Origin of the sequence: Peribacillus simplex NBRC 15720 = DSM 1321 (assembly GCF_002243645.1) — a bacterium.
GTDB classification, from domain to species: domain Bacteria; phylum Bacillota; class Bacilli; order Bacillales; family DSM-1321; genus Peribacillus; species Peribacillus simplex.
In genome coordinates, this window is the sequence record NZ_CP017704.1 from 2590909 (window position 1) to 2612024 (window position 21116).

General features: G+C 41.3%; 16 protein-coding genes and 4 tRNA genes. 18 read left to right on the plus strand and 2 right to left on the minus strand.

Translation table 11 applies throughout. The annotated features are described in order from the left end of the window. Window positions 1-73 precede the first annotated feature (73 nt). The 16 genes from dnaB (at window position 74) to rlmN (ending at window position 15062) form a co-directional block, all read left to right on the plus strand. Window positions 74-1438 (plus strand): replicative DNA helicase, encoded by a 1365-nt coding sequence (dnaB, locus tag BS1321_RS12390; RefSeq protein WP_063234298.1) that lies wholly within the window; start codon window positions 74-76, stop codon window positions 1436-1438. 289 nt (window positions 1439-1727) lie between these two features. Continuing rightward, window positions 1728-3020 (plus strand): adenylosuccinate synthase, encoded by a 1293-nt coding sequence (locus BS1321_RS12395; protein ID WP_063234297.1) that lies wholly within the window; start codon window positions 1728-1730, stop codon window positions 3018-3020. A gap of 280 nt (window positions 3021-3300) precedes the next feature. After that, window positions 3301-3376 (plus strand) — tRNA-Lys (locus BS1321_RS12400). An 8-nt stretch (window positions 3377-3384) separates the two neighbouring features. Further along, window positions 3385-3456: transfer RNA gene (locus tag BS1321_RS12405), tRNA-Glu, on the plus strand. Between the two features lie 23 nt (window positions 3457-3479). Then, window positions 3480-3555 (plus strand) — tRNA-Asp (locus tag BS1321_RS12410). A 26-nt stretch (window positions 3556-3581) separates the two neighbouring features. Beyond that, a tRNA-Phe gene (locus BS1321_RS12415) sits at window positions 3582-3654 on the plus strand. A gap of 410 nt (window positions 3655-4064) precedes the next feature. Further along, entirely contained in the window at window positions 4065-5483 is a 1419-nt protein-coding gene (locus tag BS1321_RS12420; RefSeq protein WP_063234296.1) for a peptidoglycan DD-metalloendopeptidase family protein, read from the plus strand. Window positions 5484-5762: 279 nt separating this feature from the next. Then, on the plus strand, window positions 5763-6470 hold the full coding sequence (gene yycF / locus BS1321_RS12425; RefSeq protein WP_034316131.1) for a response regulator YycF: 708 nt from the start codon (window positions 5763-5765) through the stop codon (window positions 6468-6470). A gap of 5 nt (window positions 6471-6475) precedes the next feature. Next, on the plus strand, window positions 6476-8308 hold the full coding sequence (gene walK / locus BS1321_RS12430) for a cell wall metabolism sensor histidine kinase WalK (protein ID WP_063234295.1): 1833 nt from the start codon (window positions 6476-6478) through the stop codon (window positions 8306-8308). Then, window positions 8305-9636, plus strand: a complete 1332-nt coding sequence (locus BS1321_RS12435) for a YycH family regulatory protein (RefSeq protein ID WP_063234294.1) — start codon at window positions 8305-8307, stop codon at window positions 9634-9636. The genes walK and BS1321_RS12435 overlap by 4 nt, the downstream gene beginning before the upstream one ends. Next, on the plus strand, window positions 9623-10420 hold the full coding sequence (locus tag BS1321_RS12440; protein WP_063234293.1) for a two-component system regulatory protein YycI: 798 nt from the start codon (window positions 9623-9625) through the stop codon (window positions 10418-10420). Before BS1321_RS12435 ends, BS1321_RS12440 begins: the two co-directional genes overlap by 14 nt. A 6-nt stretch (window positions 10421-10426) precedes the next feature. Beyond that, window positions 10427-11221, plus strand: a complete 795-nt coding sequence (locus BS1321_RS12445) for an MBL fold metallo-hydrolase (RefSeq protein WP_063234292.1) — start codon at window positions 10427-10429, stop codon at window positions 11219-11221. A 272-nt stretch (window positions 11222-11493) separates the two neighbouring features. Beyond that, the gene (locus tag BS1321_RS12450; protein ID WP_063234291.1) at window positions 11494-12705 is read left to right on the plus strand and encodes a S1C family serine protease; all 1212 of its coding nucleotides are present in this window, start codon (window positions 11494-11496) and stop codon (window positions 12703-12705) included. A 175-nt stretch (window positions 12706-12880) separates the two neighbouring features. After that, window positions 12881-13042, plus strand: a complete 162-nt coding sequence (locus tag BS1321_RS12455; protein ID WP_069981727.1) for a CxxH/CxxC protein — start codon at window positions 12881-12883, stop codon at window positions 13040-13042. A 391-nt stretch (window positions 13043-13433) separates the two neighbouring features. Beyond that, window positions 13434-13913: a 23S rRNA (pseudouridine(1915)-N(3))-methyltransferase RlmH gene (gene rlmH / locus BS1321_RS12460; RefSeq protein ID WP_063234290.1), complete on the plus strand. Its 480-nt coding sequence runs from the start codon at window positions 13434-13436 to the stop codon at window positions 13911-13913. A gap of 81 nt (window positions 13914-13994) precedes the next feature. Then, complete coding sequence (gene rlmN / locus BS1321_RS12465; RefSeq protein WP_063234289.1) at window positions 13995-15062, plus strand: dual-specificity RNA methyltransferase RlmN; 1068 nt, start codon at window positions 13995-13997, stop codon at window positions 15060-15062. 63 nt (window positions 15063-15125) lie between these two features. On the opposite strand, the gene BS1321_RS12470 is transcribed toward rlmN, so the two are convergent. Next, window positions 15126-15458, minus strand: a complete 333-nt coding sequence (locus BS1321_RS12470; protein ID WP_063234288.1) for a heme oxygenase — start codon at window positions 15456-15458, stop codon at window positions 15126-15128. 296 nt (window positions 15459-15754) lie between these two features. On the opposite strand from BS1321_RS12470, the gene BS1321_RS12475 reads away from it, so the two are divergent. Beyond that, window positions 15755-17203 carry a DEAD/DEAH box helicase gene (locus BS1321_RS12475; protein ID WP_063234287.1) on the plus strand — a complete coding sequence of 483 codons (1449 nt, stop codon included), beginning with the start codon at window positions 15755-15757 and terminating at the stop codon, window positions 17201-17203. 427 nt (window positions 17204-17630) lie between these two features. Further along, entirely contained in the window at window positions 17631-19700 is a 2070-nt protein-coding gene (locus BS1321_RS12480) for a catalase (protein ID WP_063234286.1), read from the plus strand. 58 nt (window positions 19701-19758) lie between these two features. Here the strand turns inward: BS1321_RS12480 and pepT are convergent, their stop codons facing one another. Next, entirely contained in the window at window positions 19759-20994 is a 1236-nt protein-coding gene (pepT, locus tag BS1321_RS12485; protein ID WP_063234285.1) for a peptidase T, read from the minus strand. Window positions 20995-21116: the final 122 nt, after the last annotated feature.

Here is a 21116-nt window from a genome sequence, read left to right on the forward strand (position 1 = left end):
TTGTCCTTTCACTTTTTTCTTTTTTACTAGAAACATATAAAAGGTATCCTCTTAGAATGGGAGGTTTTAAGATATGATAGAACAATTTCAGGATAGGATTCCCCCTCAAAATATAGAAGCAGAACAAGCTGTACTAGGAGCCATTTTTCTTGAGCCCTCTTCATTGACCGTTACATCGGAAGTTTTGATTCCAGAGGATTTTTACAGAAGCTCTCATCAAAAAATCTTTAATGTGATGCTTAAGTTGAATGACGAAGGAAAAGCTGTCGACTTGATCACGGTGACAGAGGAACTGGCTGCGACAAAAAACCTTGAAGAGGTTGGCGGCGTTTCTTATTTAAGTGAATTGGCCGGATCGGTGCCAACCGCGGCCAATATTGAATATTATGCCCGCATTGTCGAGGAGAAGTCATTGCTGCGTCGTTTGATCAGGACAGCGACCAACATCGCTCAGGAAGGCTACAGTCGCGAGGACGAGGTCGAGGAGCTGCTCGGGGAAGCAGAAAAAACGATCATGGAAGTGGCCCAGCGTAAAAATTCCGGGTCTTTTCAAAATATTAAAGATGTATTGGTTGCGACGTACGATAACATAGAAGTTTTGACTACCCGTAAAGGGGATGTCACGGGAATACCGACAGGGTTTGCTGAACTGGATCGAATGACAGCAGGGTTCCAACGTAATGACCTCATTATAGTGGGTGCCCGTCCTTCAGTTGGTAAAACCGCTTTTGCATTGAATATCGCTCAAAACGTTGCGACCAAAACGGAGGAGAATGTAGCGATTTTCAGTCTTGAAATGGGTGCAGAGCAGCTCGTTATGCGTATGCTCTGTGCTGAAGGGAATATCAACGCTCAGAATTTACGGACAGGTTCCTTAACTGATGAGGATTGGCGTAAACTGACGATGGCGATGGGAAGCTTGTCAAATGCCGGCATTTATATCGATGATACGCCAGGTGTGAGGATTGGTGAAATCCGTTCAAAATGCCGTCGTTTGAAGCAGGAACATGGCCTTGGCATGATATTGATCGATTACCTGCAGTTAATTCAAGGCGATGGTCGTTCAGGCGACAACCGTCAGCAAGAGGTATCCGAGATTTCACGTTCACTCAAAGCGCTCGCCCGTGAACTTAAAGTGCCCGTCATCGCCCTTTCCCAGTTATCGCGGGGAGTGGAGCAGCGTCAGGATAAGCGCCCGATGATGTCTGATATCCGGGAATCCGGGAGTATCGAGCAAGATGCCGATATCGTCGCATTCTTATACCGTGATGATTATTATGATAAAGAATCCGAGAATAAAAATATCATCGAAATCATTATAGCGAAACAGCGTAATGGTCCAGTAGGCACGGTTTCGCTTGCCTTCGTAAAAGAATATAATAAATTCGTTAACCTTGAACGTCGCTTCGATGATGATTCGATGTCTCCCGGAGCATAGGGAACTGCCTGCCATTCATGCAATGGCGGGCCTTCTTTGTTTTGGGAAAAAGAAAGGGCCTTATGATAATAGAAAAAGAAATCAAAGGGTACAATAATGATTGACAATCCAAAACCCAATGTAAAACCGGAAAGAATTTTCTTATATTTACGAACGAAGTATTTATTGAAATGTGTATTGTTCGGATTTTGTATTGACTTCCAGTTTGGATTATTGATAAAATAGGTTTGTTTGATAAGAACCGGTTAATGATCGGTATTACGTGAACCTTTGGAGGTGCTTTATTCAGATGTCATCAGTTGTAGTAGTCGGTACACAATGGGGAGACGAAGGTAAAGGTAAAATAACAGATTTTCTATCCCAGAATGCGGAAGCCATCGCTCGTTATCAAGGTGGGAATAATGCAGGGCATACAATAAAATTTAACGGCGTTACCTATAAACTGCATTTAATTCCGTCAGGGATTTTTTATAGTGATAAGATTTGTGTCATTGGAAATGGTATGGTGGTTGATCCAAAAGCTCTTGTAGAGGAGCTTGCTTATTTACATAGCCACGGAGTGAGTACGGATAATCTTCGTATCTCGAACCGTGCACATGTCATTCTTCCTTACCATATCAAATTGGATGAAGTCGAAGAAGACCGTAAAGGCGCCAACAAAATTGGAACGACTAAAAAGGGAATCGGCCCTGCATATATGGACAAAGCTGCTCGTAACGGAATCCGCATGGCAGACCTTTTGGACCGTGAAATTTTCGAGGAAAAATTGTCTCAAAATCTTGTCGAAAAAAACCGTATGTTTGAACGTTTCTATGAAACGGAAGGTTTCAAAATCGAAGATATCCTGGAAGAATACTATGAGTACGGACAACAAGTGCAGAAATATGTTTGTGATACATCCGTTGTATTGAATGACGCACTTGATGAAGGAAAACGTGTATTATTCGAAGGGGCACAAGGTGTTATGCTTGATATCGATCAAGGAACATACCCATTCGTCACTTCATCTAACCCAGTTGCAGGTGGAGTTACAATAGGTTCTGGTGTAGGTCCTACGAAAATCAACCATGTGGTTGGAGTATGTAAAGCATATACAAGCCGTGTGGGCGATGGTCCTTTCCCAACAGAATTACATGATGAAGTCGGCAACCAAATCCGGGAAATTGGCCGTGAATATGGTACAACTACAGGCAGACCGCGCCGTGTAGGCTGGTTTGACGCTGTTGTCGTTCGCCATGCTCGCCGTGTCAGCGGGATTACCGATTTATCATTGAACTCGATTGACGTATTATCAGGTCTTGATACGGTCAAAATTTGTGTGGCTTATGATTACAAAGGCGAGATCATTCATGAGGTTCCAGCGACTTTGAAAGCGATTGGCGAATGTAAACCAGTCTATGAAGAGCTTCCAGGCTGGCCAGAAGACATCACAGGTTGCAAATCATTGGATGAGCTTCCAGAGAACGCTCGCCACTATGTAGAGCGCGTATCTCAATTGGTAGGCATTCCTTTGACCACTTTCTCTGTCGGTCCTGACCGTAACCAAACTAATATCGTGAGAAGCCCTTGGCGTCTAGCGTAATTTATGAAAAAGGAGCTGGCTTTTTTTGCCAGCTCTTCTTTCATTATTAAGATCCATGCATTATATTTCACGTTCGGGAGGTCCTGGATACCGAATAAATGGATTGAAACAGTAGGGAAAATGAAAAAAGATAAAAAAAATTAATTTAATTTCAAAAAACTATTGCCTAAACTATATTAACCATGATATTATAAAAAGCGTCGTCACAATAGAACAAGCCATTAACAAGCTGCATGGAGATGTGAAGTTCACATCCTGCAAAGAAACATTTCATTAGAACGAGCCATTAGCTCAGTTGGTAGAGCATCTGACTTTTAATCAGAGGGTCGAAGGTTCGAATCCTTCATGGCTCACCATTTTTTCCGGCCCATTGGTCAAGCGGTTAAGACACCGCCCTTTCACGGCGGTAACACGGGTTCGAATCCCGTATGGGTCACTTCTTTATATAAATGCTTTACTGGTCCCGTGGTGTAGCGGTTAACATGCCTGCCTGTCACGCAGGAGATCGCGGGTTCGATTCCCGTCGGGACCGCCATTTTATTTTTTAAAAATAGAATATTTGGCTCAGTAGCTCAGTCGGTAGAGCAAAGGACTGAAAATCCTTGTGTCGGCGGTTCGATTCCGTCCTGAGCCATCCTTTTAAAAACGCCTTTCCTTTAGGGCGTTTTTTTGTTTTGCGTCCGTTGTATTTTGAATGAAATCTTGTTAATAGATTGTTAACGATTTGTAACATACCAATTTTAACCAACTCGGCATACAACTCGCTTTTAACCTTACTGGGCTTAGGTCCACTCCTTTTTCCGCAGTTTATTAAACTTTCCTCATTACCATATTTATTGGTACATGTTGTCACCATTTATACAGTTCTATTACATTATGAAGTCTGTTTCTTGTTTTTTTTCTTAATATGGTAGAGTTATGAGTGATAAAAATCATTATAGAAATCAGTCATAAGCATGTGGATATTTAAATTGGACTAATAAAACTCAAAATAAATTTGATTAGTTTCTTAATTGGTGACTGAGCCGTTAAGGAGGACAATATATGTTTAGCTTGAAAGGTAAGGGGATCATCCTGTTGATGGTTTCCGTCATTTTAGTGCTTGCAGGAAATCGGGCAACTGCTGCTGGGCTATCGGAAACTACAACCATACATCATGTTTATCTTAATGATGAGTTCGTCGGAAGTGTGACGGATGAAACGGAAATCGAAAAGATCGTAGCCGATAAGGTAGAAGAAGCACAGGATGATTATCCTGACTTTACATTCGATAGGGAGTCACAGCTGACGTTTGTACCTGAAGAGGTATTCGATGAAAAGGTAAAAGAGGATGAGGCTGTTAAGGGAATTCAAGATCAGTTGAATGTGAAGGCAGAGGCGTATGAAATCGACATAGATAATCAGGCGGTCGCTTATGTTGCGTCAAAGGATGATGCCGAGGACGTTCTGAAGAAAATCACTTTATTATATGTAAATGAAGAGGAATACGCTGAATACGAATCAGGTAATAAAGATAGTGAAAAAGATGCGGATTCGTTAAAAGAGCCAGGAAGTAGAATTCTGGACATCCAGTTTTCACATCCCTTTACGTTTAAAGAGACAATGGTAAATCCGGACGAAATCAAGAGCGTCGATAAAACCCTTTCCATGATAGAAGAAGGAAAGGAAGAAACGACGATCTATGAGGCTAAGGAAGATGAGGAACTTGAAGCCATTGCCACTAGGCATGATATGGACCTGGATCAACTGCTGGAGCTAAATCCGGGACAGGATGAGAACAAAGGTGTTAAAGAGGGCGAGCGTCTCTATGTGACCCAGCGTACCCCCTATGTGAACGTAATGGTAGAAAGAGAAGTATTTAAGGAAGAGAGGATTCCTTTTGAAAAGAAAGTGAAGGAGGATGACGAACTTCCTAAGGGCGAACTCATTACTGAACAAATAGGGAATGAGGGGATTCTTGCTTTCACCTATAATGTATCTGAAACAAACGGAAAGAAAATCAGTGAAACGATCGTAAATAAGGAAGTCACGGAAAAAGCCAAAACAGAAATCACTAGAAAAGGCACGAAGGTCATTCCTTCACAGGGCAGCGGTACATATTCATGGCCTGCAGATGGGGGCTATATTTCCAGTAAGCAGGGCCAGCGCTGGGGGAAACTTCATAAAGGTATTGATATTGCCCGGCCAACCACCAGGACCATAACGGCAGCAGATAATGGGATAATCGAAACTGCCGGAAACTCCGGAGGATATGGAAATAAGATAACGATCAATCATAATAATGGGTATAAGACAGTGTATGCCCATTTGGATTCAATAGATGTAACAGCAGGACAAAAGGTTGAAAAAGGCATGAAAATTGGTATGATGGGTTCAACAGGGCACTCGACTGGTGTCCACCTCCATTTTGAAATATATAAAAACGGGTCTCTCGTTAATCCGCTAAACTATATAAGTCAGTAATCGCTGGAAGTCTTCGAAAAATATTCGAAGACTTCTTCTGCTTCATACATAGATGAGAATAATAGGAAAAAGGTGATTTAATGCCTATAAAATGATAAAGTAGAATAGAGACATTTTGCTTTCATTCCGGTGTTCAGCCCCTTTTATTGGGTATATATATATATCTTTGCTGAATTAGGTTGCCAGCTTGGTGTAAGCAGAAGGAAAAGTGAATAAGGTCCCGGATAAGGACACGGTTTTTAATAGATTCAGTTCAGTTATTAAAAAGGAGATAAGTACATGGATAAAAAGATTCTGGTAGTGGATGACGAAAAGCCAATTGCTGATATATTACAATTCAATCTAAAAAAAGAAGGCTATGAAGTTTTTTGTGCTTATGATGGCAATGAAGCCCTCAAAATGGTAGAAGAACGGCAACCTGATTTGATTTTACTTGATATCATGCTACCGCAGCGCGACGGAATGGAAGTTTGCAGGGAAGTAAGGAAGAAGTATGAAACGCCGATCATCATGTTAACGGCAAAAGATTCGGAGATAGATAAGGTCTTAGGATTGGAGCTTGGTGCAGACGACTATGTGACAAAGCCATTTAGTACCCGGGAAATAATTGCCCGCGTTAAGGCAAACTTAAGACGTCAGCAAGCTGTGCCGGTTCCCGATCAAGAAAATGAACCGAAGGAAATTACGATAGGAACACTTACTATCCATCCGGATGCCTATGTGGTCTCCAAGCGGGGCGATACGATTGAATTGACGCATCGCGAATTTGAGTTGCTTCATTACTTAGCGAAGCACATTGGTCAGGTCATGACAAGGGAGCACTTATTACAAACCGTGTGGGGCTATGATTATTTTGGTGATGTACGGACGGTTGATGTAACGGTCAGACGTCTTCGTGAGAAGATTGAAGACAATCCAAGCCATCCTGGCTGGATTGTAACTAGAAGAGGGGTCGGTTATTACCTGCGTAACCCTGAACAGGAGTAGTTTCTATGAAAAAGGTTGGTTTTTTTCGCTCAATTCATTTTAAATTTGTTCTGATTTATGTATTGCTCATTTTCGTAGCGATGCAAATAATCGGGGTATATTTTGTTGGGGAATTGGAAGAAAATCTTGTCGGGAACTTTACTAAATCAATAAAAGGCCACGTTAATCTGCTTACCTACAGTATTGGTGAAGAAATGGAAAAAGAGAGGGGAGAGGAAGATCCAACCCTCGAAGAAGCGATTGATACGATATTGAAAGACCGTGATAATTCATCGAATGATATTTCGGAAGTACGTGTCATCGACACCCGCAGCAGACGCGTGATTGGAACTTCAGCCCCAGGTAACCAGGATATTGTAGGGAAGAAGACAACAGAGGTCCTTATTAAGAATACGCTCATTTATGGAAAAGAAGATAATGATATATTTCGGGATAAGAAAACAGGCAGGCGGCTCTGGGTCCTTTCGACACCCATTGAAGCAAATGGGGAGGTCATTGGCGCCGTCTATGTAATAGCTGAGATGGAAAATGTTTTTGAACAGATGGATGAAATCAATAGCATCTTCATGACGGGTACGGCCATCGCCTTGGTCATTACGGCCATCTTGGGGATCCTGCTCGCACGAACGATCACTAGACCTATGTCTGATATGAGAAAGCAGGCACTGGTGATGGCAAAAGGGAATTTCTCTAGAAAAGTTAGGGTATATGGCGATGATGAAATTGGCCAGCTTGCCGTCACTTTCAATAATTTGACCAAAAAACTTCAAGAGTCGCAATCAAGCACAGAAGGAGAGCGGCGTAAGCTGTCATCTGTCCTTGCCAATATGACGGATGGCGTAATTTCAACGGACAGGCGCGGTAGGGTGAACTTGATTAATGAACCGGCGGCACAATTATTGAATGTCTCGCGTGAAACCGTCATGAACCAACCGATCATTGAGGTTTTGGGTCTTGAAGAAGAATATAAATTTGAGGATTTACTGGAAGAGCGGGAGTCCGTAATCCTTGATTACAGCAAAAAAAATCGGCCTTTCATTTTGAGGGGGAACTTTTCGGTCATTCAAAAGGAAACGGAATTCGTTAATGGTTTGATTACTGTTTTGCATGATATTACAGAGCAGGAAAAAATCGAAAGTGAACGCAGGGAATTTGTTGCCAATGTATCACATGAACTGCGAACTCCGCTAACGACGATGAGAAGTTACCTGGAGGCATTGGCTGAAGGTGCATGGAAGGACGAGGAAATCGCTCCATCCTTTTTAAGTGTGACCCAAAATGAAACGGAGCGAATGATCAGGCTTGTTAATGATCTGTTACAGCTTTCAAAAATGGACAGTAAAGATTACAGGCTTAAAACAGGCTGGGTGAATTTCAATAAATTCTATGACCATATCATCGATCGTTTTGAAATGACGAAAAATGATGACATCACGTTTAAGCGTGATTTGCCGAAGGAAGCTTATTTTGTGGATATTGATGAAGATAAAATTACCCAGGTTCTCTATAATGTAATCTCCAACTCATTAAAGTACTCACCTGAAGGGGGTCAAGTGACTTTCCGCGTCAGGGCATCTGATGGCTTTATCATTGTGAGCATTACAGATCAAGGAGTGGGTATCCCGAAAAACGTCATTGATAAAATATTCGACCGCTTCTACCGTGTGGATAAAGCAAGGGCCCGTAACTTAGGCGGGACAGGGCTTGGTTTAGCGATTGCAAAAGAGATGGTCGTGGCGCATGGCGGGAAAATATGGGCGGAAAGTGTGGATGGAAAAGGAACTACCGTGTTCTTTACACTTCCTTACGAACAGGAAGAAGAGGATGATTGGTCATGAATTTTGAACGTGCAAAAAGTATAATACTGATTATTTTGGTCGGGACAAGCATTTTTTTGACATGGAGCATTTGGACGTACGAGCCTGAGTATGATCCATTTGAACAATCGTCGGAATTTATAAAGATTAAAAGCGATGTCCAGATTGTCAGTGATGTCATTAAACCAGTCAGTATCCTTTTCCATGGCAATGGGCAGCATTTCCAGACTTCCAATCCGGTGGAAATAAATGAAATGGAAAAAGAATTTTCGCAATGGCGTTTCAGCGGCATAAAAGAGGTATCCGTAAAAAGGCTGCAAAGGAAATTTGACGATTTTGTCCATGAAGATGGATCGATTGAAATCAAATTTTCCGATGATATTCCCATTGCCCTTTATAAAACGGTATTGAATATAAGGGATAAGGAAGTGCCTGAATTTTCGTTTGATCGAATCCTCATTAAACAAAAGGATATCAGTGGTAAAGAATCTGCCGTTTATTTTGTTTCCTACGATCAAGAGAAGATTTATCAAGGTATGGTCGACTCTAAAAAACTAAGGAATTTCATGGATTCATTTTATAGGGGTTCTTACGATGAGCACCCTGAATACACGGCCGAAACGATAAACAGCAAAAGGACGCTGTTCGTCCCGGAAAACCCAGTGGAGATCAACAGATTTGAATATTATATTGACGATTTGGATATTGGGAACCTGAAAAATGCTTTATTTAATAATCCGAAGTATGTACGCCAGGAACCCGTTTCGGTTGGTGAGGAATACACGGATGGAACAAGACTGATGACGGTCAATAAAGACAATTACTTAATTTCTTATATCAATCCGGCACAAAAAAGCAAGTTATTTGACAGTTCCAGTGACCTTCTGCAAAAAAGTATTGATTTCATCAATGATAATGCTGGTTGGGAAGATAACAATTACCGCTTTGCCTATATGTCGGAGAATGAGCAACGAGTGGTATTCCGCTTATTCGTAAATGGTTATCCGGCCTTCAATGAATCCGGAATGACAGAAATCGAGCAAATTTGGGGGAAAGAAGAAATTTATAGCTATGACCGCCCGTACTTTTCACTTGACTCAGTCCTCCCATCAGAAGAATCGGGAAAAACTTTAAAAAGTGGTAGAGAAGTCTTGAATCAGTTGAAATCGAAAGATAATATCGACTTCAAAAGCGTGGAGGACATCTCGATTGGTTATAGATTGAATAAATCCCTCGATTCCAAACTTGTAACTCTAGTTACACTCGATCCCACTTGGTATTATCGTGTAGGCGATAAATGGTTTATTGTGCCTTTTGAAGAAGGAGGCGATCAAAGTGGATTGGAATAATACAAAGTCGATATTCATCATGGTTTTCTTCACTTTGAATATTTTTCTTCTTTATCAATTCCTGGAAAAGATTAATGACTCCCAATTAGAAAGCTTTACGGAGCCCCTTACGGATGAACTTTTGAAAGAAGATGAGATTTCAATAGAAACCCCACTTCCGAAACAAAAGTTGAAGGATCAATTCCTGATTGCCCAAAGCAAGACTTTCGAGAAGAAAGATATACAGCACCTAAAGAATCAAAAAGCAAAAATCATCGATGATAAGAAGCTTGTGGGTACATTTAAGATACCGGTTGGCATGAAACCGGAAATTAATGCTGCAGACCTTGATATATTCCTGAAGGAGTATATATTAAATGGAAGCGAGTATCATTTTTGGAGCTATGATGAAATCAGCCAGACCATCATCTGCTATCAAGTGGCAGATAAAAAGATGTTTTATAATAATAGTAAGGGGAAGGTCACTTTATATCTGAACAAGAAGGGTGAAATCGTTTCCTATGAACAGATGTATTTAGAGGGGATCGAAAAATTCAATAAACCTAAAGAATTGGTATCTGCTTTAACTGCTATTGGAGCATTGTATGATAATGGTGATATTTATCCCAAAAGCAAAGTCACGAATGTAAAATTGGGTTTTTACAATTCGCTGCAGACGACATCTGTGTCACATTTACTTGTGCCAACATGGTGGGTGGTCATTGATGACAAAACGGATCTCTTTGTGAACGCTTTTGATGGAGAGGTCATTGAATTGAATACAGAAGAAAAAATACTGGAGTGAGTATAGATGACAATGCATTTTAGTGTTCTCGCAAGCGGGAGTACAGGAAATGCCTTTTTCGTGGAAACGGAGGATCAATCATTCCTTGTCGATGCCGGATTAAGCGGTAAAGCCCTGGAAGCATTGTTTCAGGATATAGGCCGTGATATGTCGAAGCTATCCGGTATCCTTGTTACCCATGAACACAGCGACCATATTAAAGGTCTTGGCGTGGTTGCCAGAAAACATAAACTCCCGATATATGCGAATGCAAAAACATGGAATGCCATGGATCGATCAATCGGTGAAATTGCAACCGACCAAAAATTCATATTTGAAATGGAACAGGTCAAAACGTTCGGCAGTCTTGATATAGAATCTTTTGGCGTTTCACATGATGCGGCAGAGCCGATGTTTTACGTCTTTCATCATGAAGATAAGAAACTTGTGGTCATTACCGATACGGGGTACGTAAGTGATCGGATGAAAGGAATCATCTCGAATGCCGATGCTTATGTATTTGAAAGTAACCATGATGTGTCTATGCTGAGGATGGGAAAATATCCATGGAGCATCAAGCGCCGGATTTTAAGTGATGTCGGACATGTTTGTAATGAAGACGCTGCCCTTGCAATGAGTGAAGTGGCCGGTGATAAGACCAAGCGGATTTACTTGGCCCACTTAAGCCTTGATAACAATATGAAGGATCTAGCAAGAATGTCGGTGGAACAGACGTTAAAGACAAAGGGGATCATCGTTGGTGAACAATTTTCCTTATATGATACTGACCCGAAAAGACCAACGGAACTTGTTACGTTATAAATAAAAGGAATGGATGAGGGATACCTTGTTCATTCCTTTTTATTTTTTAAAATTTCTATTCGTAAGTTACGAATCGGATTAAAAGGGGTATCGTTTGGTTAGAACTGTATAGGTAAAAGGAAAATGGCTGTATACTAGCCAATTTTAAGTTTTCCCTTAAATAAAAGCATGCATTTTTTTAGAAAAAATCCGGTAATTGAGTATAATTGAGGGAGGATACCAAACAATAGAATTGCTATAATTCATTCCTAAAATGAGAGGATGGGGCGGTCTTGGGTTATTATGATCAGAATGATGGGAACCAAAATAAACGGAAAAAAAGCCATACGAGCTATTTTCTAGCAGGCTTGGGGGGCGTCATCATCGGGGCCTTACTTATGTTACCGGGAAGCGGGCTGTTAAATAACGATGATAACGAAATTACAACGGAAAAATCAACGGGGAGTGAGTCCACGGAGCAGGCCCAGCAAAACCTTACTGTTGATGTAACAAGTGCCGTCACCAATGCCGTTGATAAAGCCAGCGACGCGGTGGTCGGCATCACTAACATTCAGGAAACGAACTTCTGGAGTCAAGAGAGCAACGCCGAGGACAGTTCTGCAGAAGCCGGCACTGGTTCTGGAGTCGTCTACAAAAAAGATGGCGGCAAGGCCTATATCGTCACGAATAATCACGTCATTGAAGGCGCTAATGAACTGGAAGTGACATTAAGTGATGGCACTAAATTGCCAGCAGAACTGCAAGGTAGTGACCCATGGACAGATTTAGCCGTCATTGTCGTTAATGGTGATAAAATCAAAACCATTGCTGAATTCGGAAAATCCGGCAAATTGAAACCTGGGGAGCCCGTAATTGCCATTGGTAATCCATTAGGCCTTCAATTCTCTGGATCGATTACACAAGGGATCATCTCAGGTTTGGAGCGTACGATAGAGGTGGATATCAATGAGGACGGACAAGTGGATTGGAATGCGGAGGTCATCCAGACCGATGCGGCGATTAATCCAGGTAACAGCGGGGGGGCACTCGTTAATATGTCAGGGCAGGTCATCGGAATAAATTCGATGAAGATTGCAGAAAATGCAGTGGAAGGAATCGGTCTTTCCATCCCAATCGATTCAGTTATACCGATTATTAATGATATAGAGGAATTTGGTGAAGTGAAACGTGCTTTCTTGGGTGTGAACTTGGCATCTGTAGAGGAAATTTCCCAATATCATCAACAAAATACATTAAAGTTGCCAAGGAAAGTTACTTCTGGCGTTGCAATAACAGGCGTTCAAAGCAACTCTCCAGCATCCAAAGCAGGATTGAAGGAGTTTGACGTCGTTGTTGGAATGGATAATGAAAAAATCCATGACGTCGTGGAATTACGAAAATACCTTTACAATGAAAAGAAAATCGGTGATAAAGTTAAAATCATTTATTACCGTGACGGTAAGAAAGAAACTACGGAAGTCACACTTTCAAGCAGTGAAATTTAAAACACAAAAGGACAGGGGGCAGAAAATGCTTCCTGTCCTTTCGATTTCCTTGCGATTTTCTTATTTTTTGTTACGATTACCTGTGGATATATACTGAAATTAAAGATTTCAAGTAACTTGTGGATAATTGGGAATAGAAGTATGGGAATAATGAGTGGGAAAGGAGATATGAAAGATGAAATTATATTGCTGTCAGGAACACGTGGACATGGCGCTGGATGAAGTGGTATACGAATGTGAAACCTATCCGGTTTTAACGCTGGTTCCCGAAGAAAATCAGTTATCAACAACCTGTGAATATTGTCGAAACGTGGCAGTATATCTAGTAGGGAACTAATATTCCCATACAAGATGTGGATAGTTTTTGTGGATATGTGGATAACTTTTGTGGATAACATGTTTGTAACCTGTTCTTAACCTGTTCTTAACATTTTCCGAAGAATAAAGCGGAGGGTGGAAGGGTTTAGATTCAAGCTTTTGGATGTACGAATAATCAATCATAATTCTTTATCGGATCTGAACTATGTCCAGAGCAATTTCTTCAATAAGCATTAAAAAATAATGAAGGTTACCGTTGCCGCTTTCAGGGGCAGCGGTTTTTATTTTAAAAGCATTAAAAATTGGAAAGGATATGCTTGTTTTGCTTATAGGTCACTGTAAGGTATGATAATAGGTAGGCAAATCCAACAATTGATAGTAAAAAACATAAAGAAAGCTAGAGGACTTATATGAAAATAACGATTATTACTGTTGGCAAGCTAAAGGAAAAATACTTAAAGCAAGGAATTGCTGAATATACAAAAAGGTTAAGCGCCTATGCTAATATAGAACTTGTCGAAGTACCGGATGAAAAAGCTCCGGAGAACCTGAGTGCAGCGGACATGGACATTGTAAAGCAAAAGGAGGGTGAACGAATCCTGGCGAAAGTCAGCCCGGACACCTACGTAATAACGCTTGAGATCAATGGAAAACAGCTTACTTCAGAGCAGCTGGCCACTCATATGGATCAGCTCGCCACTTATGGAAAGAGCAAAATTGCCTTTATTATTGGCGGGTCGCTTGGGCTTGGCACTGAGGTGTTATCAAGAAGTGATTATGCCCTTTCCTTCTCGAAAATGACCTTTCCGCATCAATTAATGAAACTGGTTCTAGTGGAGCAAATATATCGGGCTTTTCGGATAAATAGAAATGAACCATATCATAAATGAATGAACTAATTCCGGGGGAATTCCCCGTAAGGTTAATGTGTTAAAATATTAAATCTTAATGTAATGAAAAGAGGGTAACGAATGAATAAAGAGTCCATTTATGGTTTAACATTCGAACAATTGACAGCATGGCTTTTGGACCATGGCCATAAAAAATTCAGAGCTTCTCAAGTCTGGGAGTGGCTTTATAGAACACGTGTGACGAATTTCTCTGAAATGACAGATGTTAATAAAGAGTGCATAAAATTACTTGAAGAGCACTTTGTCATCCAGACTTTGACTGAGCAAGTTAAGCAAGAATCAGCAGATGGTACGATCAAGTTCTTGTTTAAATTACAGGATGGAAACCTTATCGAAACGGTTATGATGAGACATAAATACGGAATTTCGGTTTGTGTCACCACCCAAGTGGGCTGCAATATTGGCTGCAGTTTCTGTGCCAGTGGATTATTGGCCAAAAGCCGTGATTTATCCAGCGGGGAAATAGTGGAACAAATCATGAACGTTCAACTGCATCTGGATAAATTGGAACAAGAGGATGTTGTAAGCCATGTTGTTGTAATGGGTATTGGTGAGCCGTTCGATAACTTTGAAAATATGATAGACTTTTTGAAGGTGCTCATGGACCATAAGGGTCTTGCTATCGCTGCTAGGCGGATTACTGTTTCGACGAGCGGTCTTGCCAATAAGATTTATGAATTCACCGATACCCAATTACAGGTGAATCTGGCTATCTCATTACATGCGCCGAATAATGAACTAAGGACACGAATCATGAAAATAAACCGAGGTATTCCGATAGAAAAATTAATGAAATCTCTTGATTATTATTTAGAGAAAACGAATAGGAGAATTACGATTGAATATATCCTATTGAAGGATGTCAATGACCATCAAGAAGAAGCCGAGCAACTCGCCAACCTTCTTGATGACAAAAAACATCGGCTCTATGTCAACCTGATTCCATATAATCCTGTAGATGAGCATAGTCAATACCAAAGAAGTGAAAAAGAGTCCGTTCTCTCGTTTTATGATACTCTGAAAAAGAGAGGCGTAAATTGTAAAATCCGCCAAGAACATGGAACAGATATTGATGCGGCTTGCGGCCAGCTTAGAAGCAAACAAATCAAGAAAGCTGAAGCCCAGTAATTCACTAAAAGAAAACAACAAAAAGAGGTCGCATATTTCGCGGCCTCTTTTGGCGTGATTTTATTATTTAGCTATTTCCTTTACCGAGGCGACTTCATACGTTGTAAGCTCACTGCCTAGAATTGGAGATTCCTTTTTTGCTTCACCGGAACCTGGCTCAGGTCGTTTATGTGCAGCTTTGAATGCATCGCTATTTCTCCAAGCAGTAAAGTTATCAAGGTTTTCCCAGTACATATTAACGCTCAGTTCATCGTGGTCCGACAAATTCTGCGTTAATAATACTTCAACTTTTACGAAGCCTTCCGTAGTATCAAGTGGACCTGGTGCAGTAAATCCTGGGGCCATGACTGCACCCATTCCTTTTTTGACTCTGATTCTATTCGTTACGATTATCATAAATCAGCACTCCTTTTGGACATCGGTTTAGAAGCTACACCCTATTTCGGCTTATATATCATACATATTTTAGCATATTGAAAGAAGCAGGGTCCATTTTGATTTACTCAGATCATGATATCCTGATGACCATTGTTTTAACGAAGACGGACGTTTCATTATATTGAAATAAGACAATTGAATTTGGTTATTACAAGGTTTATCGGTGCATATCGCGTATAATAGAACCTTGTATAAGGAAATTACGATTATGGAAACAATAAAGCAACATACTAAACAACAAAAGAGGCTGTTATATGAATGAATTAAATTTTACTGATTATACATTAAGCGAAGAAATTGTAAGGGCATTAGAAAGCTTGGGATATCAACGTCCAACCGAAGTACAGCGTGAAGTGATTCCAGTGGCCCTGAAAAAGCGGGATCTTGTCGTTAAATCCCAAACAGGAAGTGGCAAGACCGCTTCATTCGGCATACCGATCTGCGAAATGGTCGATTGGGAAGAGAATAAGCCTCAGGCGCTTATTTTAACACCGACACGTGAGCTTGCTGTACAGGTAAAAGAAGATATTACGAATATAGGCAGATTTAAAAGGATAAAGGCTACTGCGGTTTATGGAAAACATCCATTCGCACTGCAAAAAGCGGAATTGAAACAAAAAAGCCATGTAGTCGTTGGAACCCCGGGGCGTGTTCTGGATCATATCGAGAAAGGGACATTCGCCTTGGAACGCTTAACTCATTTAGTTATTGATGAAGCGGATGAAATGCTGAATATGGGCTTCATTGAACAAGTGGAAGCGATTATTAAAGAGCTTCCGAAAGATAGAGTAACCATGCTGTTCTCTGCTACGTTACCTGAAAGTATAAAAAAGCTATGCAAGCAATATATGAAAGATCCTTTGGATATTGAAATCAAAGCAAAGGGCTTAACGACGGAGAAAATTGAACATGCTCTTATCGAAGTGAAAGAAGATGATAAGTTTTCCCTGCTTAGAGACGTCACCATCACGGAAAACCCCGATAGCTGCATCATTTTCTGTCGGACGAAAGATAGGGTAGACCAAGTATGCGAACAGCTGCTGGAACTGGAATATCCGTGTGATATGATTCACGGCGGCATGCTTCAGGAAGATCGCCTTGCGGTGATGAATGAATTCAGAAGAGGTGAATTCCGCTATTTGGTTGCGACAGATGTTGCTGCACGTGGAATTGACATCGACAATATAACTCATGTGATTAACTATGACCTGCCATTGGAAAAGGAAAGTTACGTACATCGGACAGGAAGAACGGGCCGTGCCGGCAAAAAAGGAAAAGCCATTACTTTTGTGACGCCGTACGAAGACAAATTCCTTACTGAGATTCAAGGCTATATCGGTTTTGAAATCCCTAAGATGACTGTTCCTTCAAAAGAGGAAGTCTCCAATAAAAAAATGGAATTCGAAGCGAAACTGGAAGCTCGTCCAAAGATCAAAAAAGATAAAAGTGAACAATTGAATAAACAAATCATGAAGCTGTATTTTAATGGCGGCAAGAAAAAGAAAATCAGGGCTGTGGATTTTGTCGGAACCATCGCAAAGATTGATGGAGTGAATGCAGAGGACATCGGGATCATTACGATCCAGGATAATGTTTCTTATGTGGAAATATTGAATGAAAAAGGACCGCTTGTCTTGAAAGTGATGAAAAATACGAAAGTAAAAGGCAAACTTTTGAAGGTTTCAGAGGCCTTTAAGAACTAAAGATGTTGAATAAAAAGAAGCGGGAAGACCGAAAATTGGTCTTTTCGCTTCTTTTTTTATTTGTTTTATTCTCGTCCCCAGTGTTTTAAAACTAGGGACGAGAATAATTCGACCTCCCCGGAAATAATTCGACTTACACCAAGATAATTCGACCTCTCCGGAAATAATTCGACCTACACCAGGATAACTCGACCCACCCGGAAATAATTCGACCTAAACCAAGATAATTCGACCTCCCCCCGAAATAATCCGTCCGCACTGGAATCACTTTTTTGTTTTATGAGGATGTGGGATTCTTTTTCTGAATTCTGTTTATCCGTCAAAATAGAGTGGTATATGAGGAAGGATAACGCAATTATTTCGAATAAAGTAAATACATACAACACGATTTAATCTGAATTCTTAGACATGGAGGGGAATGAGTGGAATGACGAAAGAAAATGAAAGCGGAAGAATCGATGAGCAAAGTAAGCAGCGACAGTTGGATCAATATCGAGTGGACGATAATGGGAAAAAGATGACGACTAACCAAGGTTTGCGTATTTCTGAGGATGAGCATTCTTTGAAAGCGGGAACCCGTGGTCCAACTTTAATGGAGGATTTTCATTTCCGTGAAAAAATGACTCATTTTGACCATGAGCGTATTCCTGAGCGGATTGTCCATGCCCGTGGATCTGGAGCACATGGATATTTTCAGGTATATGAACCGATGGGCGAATTTACAAAAGCCAAGTTTCTTCAAGACCCTTCAGTCAAGACACCAGTATTCGTTCGTTATTCCACGGTAGCAGGTTCCCGCGGATCGGCAGACTCGGTCCGTGATGTAAGAGGGTTTTCTACAAAGTTTTATACTGAGGAAGGAAACTATGATTTGGTCGGAAATAATATTCCGGTATTTTTTATTCAGGATGCCATTAAGTTCCCGGATTTAATCCATGCGGTTAAACCGGAGCCTCATAATGAAATACCTCAGGCTGCGTCTGCCCATGATACTTTTTGGGATTTCGTCGCCAACAATGAAGAAACGGCTCATATGATCATGTGGCATCTTTCTGATAGGGCCATACCGAGAAGCTTCCGGATGATGGAAGGTTTTGGTGTCCACACATTCCGTTTTGTAAATGAACAAGGCGTGTCCCATTTCGTTAAATTCCATTGGAAGCCTGTACTGGGAGTTAAATCCCTTGTTTGGGATGAGGCACAGAAAATTGCAGGGAAGAATCCTGATTTTCACCGCCAAGATCTGTGGGAAGCGATAGATACCGGAAATTATCCTGAATTTGAATTTGGCGTGCAAATGATTAAGGAAGAAGATGAATTCAAATTCGATTTTGATATCCTCGATCCTACTAAACTATGGCCGGAAGAACAAATTCCGGTGAAAATAATCGGAAAAATGGTTTTGAACCAAAATACGGATAACTTTTTTGCAGAGACGGAACAGATAGCTTTCCATCCGGGGCATGTTGTACCGGGTATTGATTTTTCAAATGATCCGCTGCTTCAGGGACGTTTATTCTCATACACCGATACCCAGCTATCCCGATTAGGAGGACCGAACTTCCATGAGCTACCGATTAATAGGACGGTTGCCCCCGTTCATAATAATCAACGCGATGGCATGCACCGAATGTCAATAAATCCAGGGCCGGTCAGCTACCATAAAAATTCCCTTGCAGGTAACTCTCCAGAACCTGCTTCGGAAGAGGAAGGCAGCTATGCACATTACCAGGAAAAAGTCGATGGCAGGAAAGTCCGTCAGCGGAGTGAAAGCTTCAAGGATCATTACAGCCAAGCTAAACTATTTTGGAATAGCATGACGGAAGTGGAGAAGGAGCATATTATTCAGGCTTTCCACTTTGAAGTGGGAAAAGTGAAAAGTAAGGCCGTTCAGCAGCAAATTGTCGATATGTTCAGCAATGTAGATGTCGAACTGGCTAAAACGATAGCTATTGGAGTGGGAGTGAATCCTCCAGCCAACAAGAGTGAGGTCAAAATGGATTTGGCTTCTCCGGCCTTAAGCCAGGAGCAAATGAAAGTGAACACGGCGGCAACAAGAAAAGTGGCAATCTTGGCTGCAGATGGTTTTAACGGCTCAGAGGTTAATCAAGTTTTGGAATCATTTAAATCGGCAGGTATAACCGCTGAAATCATCAGTAATAATCGTGGAGTGATTACAAGTTCTGAAGGACAGCAGGTTGAGGTGAATCAGACATTCCTGACAGCCGATTCGGTACTTTTCGATGCTGTATATGTGACAGGAGGCCAGGAGAGTGCCGATGCCCTGAAGGCATCCAAGGAACCAATTTACTTTGTTGATGAAGCCTACAATCATTTCAAAGCGATTGGTGCGGGAATTGAGGGAGCCGAGATCTTGTCGAAGGCAGGCATCGTTTCCAATGATCCAGCCGCAGGCATTGTAGCTGTTACGGATAAAAATAGTGGTTCTGCCTTTATCGAGGCAATTGCCAAGCACCGTCACTGGACACGTGCTTGATATTTGATGAAAACCCCCAGACTTGGAGTCTGGGGGTTTTTCAATAGACACGTATAGCTTACTTTGCTTTTTCTTCAAAAAGCGATGCAATGCCAACGATCACCTTAGTGGCCAGGATCATATTATCGACGGAAATAAATTCATATTTGCCATGAAAGTTCTCCCCGCCCGTAAAGATGTTGGGTGTTGGCAGGCCCATATACGATAATTGAGATCCGTCCGTACCACCGCGTATTGGTGAGATTTTCGGTTGTATGTCGAGTTTCTCCATTGCTTCATGGGCAATATTCACGATTTCCTTCACGGGCTCAATTTTTTCCTTCATGTTGAAGTATTGATCCTTTAATTCAAGCTGGATACGGTTGTGCCCATATTTTTCTTTTAAATCTTCGATCACTTTTGTTAGATATTCCTTGCGCTCATTAAACTTCTGGCGGTCGAAATCCCTGATGATGTATGAAAGCTTGGTCTCTTCCACATCACCGTTAAATGAAAGCAGATGATAAAAGCCTTCGTAACCCTCCGTATATTCCGGTGCTTCTGCCACTGGGAGCTTATCATGGAATTCCATGGCGATTTTCGCCGAGTTCACCATTTTTCCTTTAGCCGTACCAGGGTGAATATTCGTCCCTTTGATCAGGATTTTGGCCGATGCTGCATTGAAGCTCTCATATTCAAGTTCTCCAAGTGGACCGCCGTCCACGGTGTAGGCAAATTGGGCATCAAAAGCATCTACATCAAACTTATGGGGGCCCCTGCCGATTTCTTCATCGGGAGTAAAAGCAACACGGATTTTTCCATGCTTGATTTCCGGATGCTGTATCAAATAATCCATGGCAGTCATGATTTCGGCAATTCCAGCCTTATTATCTGCTCCCAACAGGGTTGTCCCATCCGTTGTAATCAAGGTATGCCCTTTATAGTTCTTAAGTGAAGGAAAATCATCAGGTGAAAGAATGACCTCCAATTTTTCATGTAAAGTAAGATCTTTGCCATCATAGTTGTCAACGATTTGCGGTTTTACATCTTTTCCAGTGAAATCCGTTGCTGTATCGACATGGGCCAAGAATCCGATTGTCGGGACATCCTTATTTGAATTGGCAGGCAAGGTTGCCATGACATATCCGTTCTGATCAATTGTCACATCATTCATCCCAATGGATTGAAGTTCCTTGACCAATGCATTTGCCAAGGTCAACTGTCCGGGTGTAGAGGGGCATGAGGGATTTTCCTCATTCGATTGGGTATCCACTTTCACATAAGAAGTGAATCTTTCAATGATTTCATTTTTCACTTTTCCTTCAACTCCTTTTTCCCTTATCTTACCATGATTGATTGAAATGGAAAAATTATCTTGCTTCAGGTGACGTACAGATATATCTCCAGATCTTCAAGGGAGGTGTCATCAGCAAAGAA

Coding starts and splice junctions, on each gene's coding strand:
- rlmH (WP_063234290.1), top strand. CDS start 13,434: ATGAAAATAACGATTATTACTGTTGGCAAGCTAAAGGAAAAATACTTA.
- dnaB (WP_063234298.1), top strand. CDS start 74: ATGATAGAACAATTTCAGGATAGGATTCCCCCTCAAAATATAGAAGCA.
- BS1321_RS12480 (WP_063234286.1), top strand. CDS start 17,631: ATGACGAAAGAAAATGAAAGCGGAAGAATCGATGAGCAAAGTAAGCAG.
- BS1321_RS12435 (WP_063234294.1), top strand. CDS start 8,305: ATGAATTTTGAACGTGCAAAAAGTATAATACTGATTATTTTGGTCGGG.
- BS1321_RS12475 (WP_063234287.1), top strand. CDS start 15,755: ATGAATGAATTAAATTTTACTGATTATACATTAAGCGAAGAAATTGTA.
- rlmN (WP_063234289.1), top strand. CDS start 13,995: ATGAATAAAGAGTCCATTTATGGTTTAACATTCGAACAATTGACAGCA.
- BS1321_RS12445 (WP_063234292.1), top strand. CDS start 10,427: ATGACAATGCATTTTAGTGTTCTCGCAAGCGGGAGTACAGGAAATGCC.
- BS1321_RS12470 (WP_063234288.1), bottom strand. CDS start 15,458: ATGATAATCGTAACGAATAGAATCAGAGTCAAAAAAGGAATGGGTGCA.
- BS1321_RS12455 (WP_069981727.1), top strand. CDS start 12,881: ATGAAATTATATTGCTGTCAGGAACACGTGGACATGGCGCTGGATGAA.
- walK (WP_063234295.1), top strand. CDS start 6,476: ATGAAAAAGGTTGGTTTTTTTCGCTCAATTCATTTTAAATTTGTTCTG.
- yycF (WP_034316131.1), top strand. CDS start 5,763: ATGGATAAAAAGATTCTGGTAGTGGATGACGAAAAGCCAATTGCTGAT.
- BS1321_RS12420 (WP_063234296.1), top strand. CDS start 4,065: ATGTTTAGCTTGAAAGGTAAGGGGATCATCCTGTTGATGGTTTCCGTC.
- BS1321_RS12395 (WP_063234297.1), top strand. CDS start 1,728: ATGTCATCAGTTGTAGTAGTCGGTACACAATGGGGAGACGAAGGTAAA.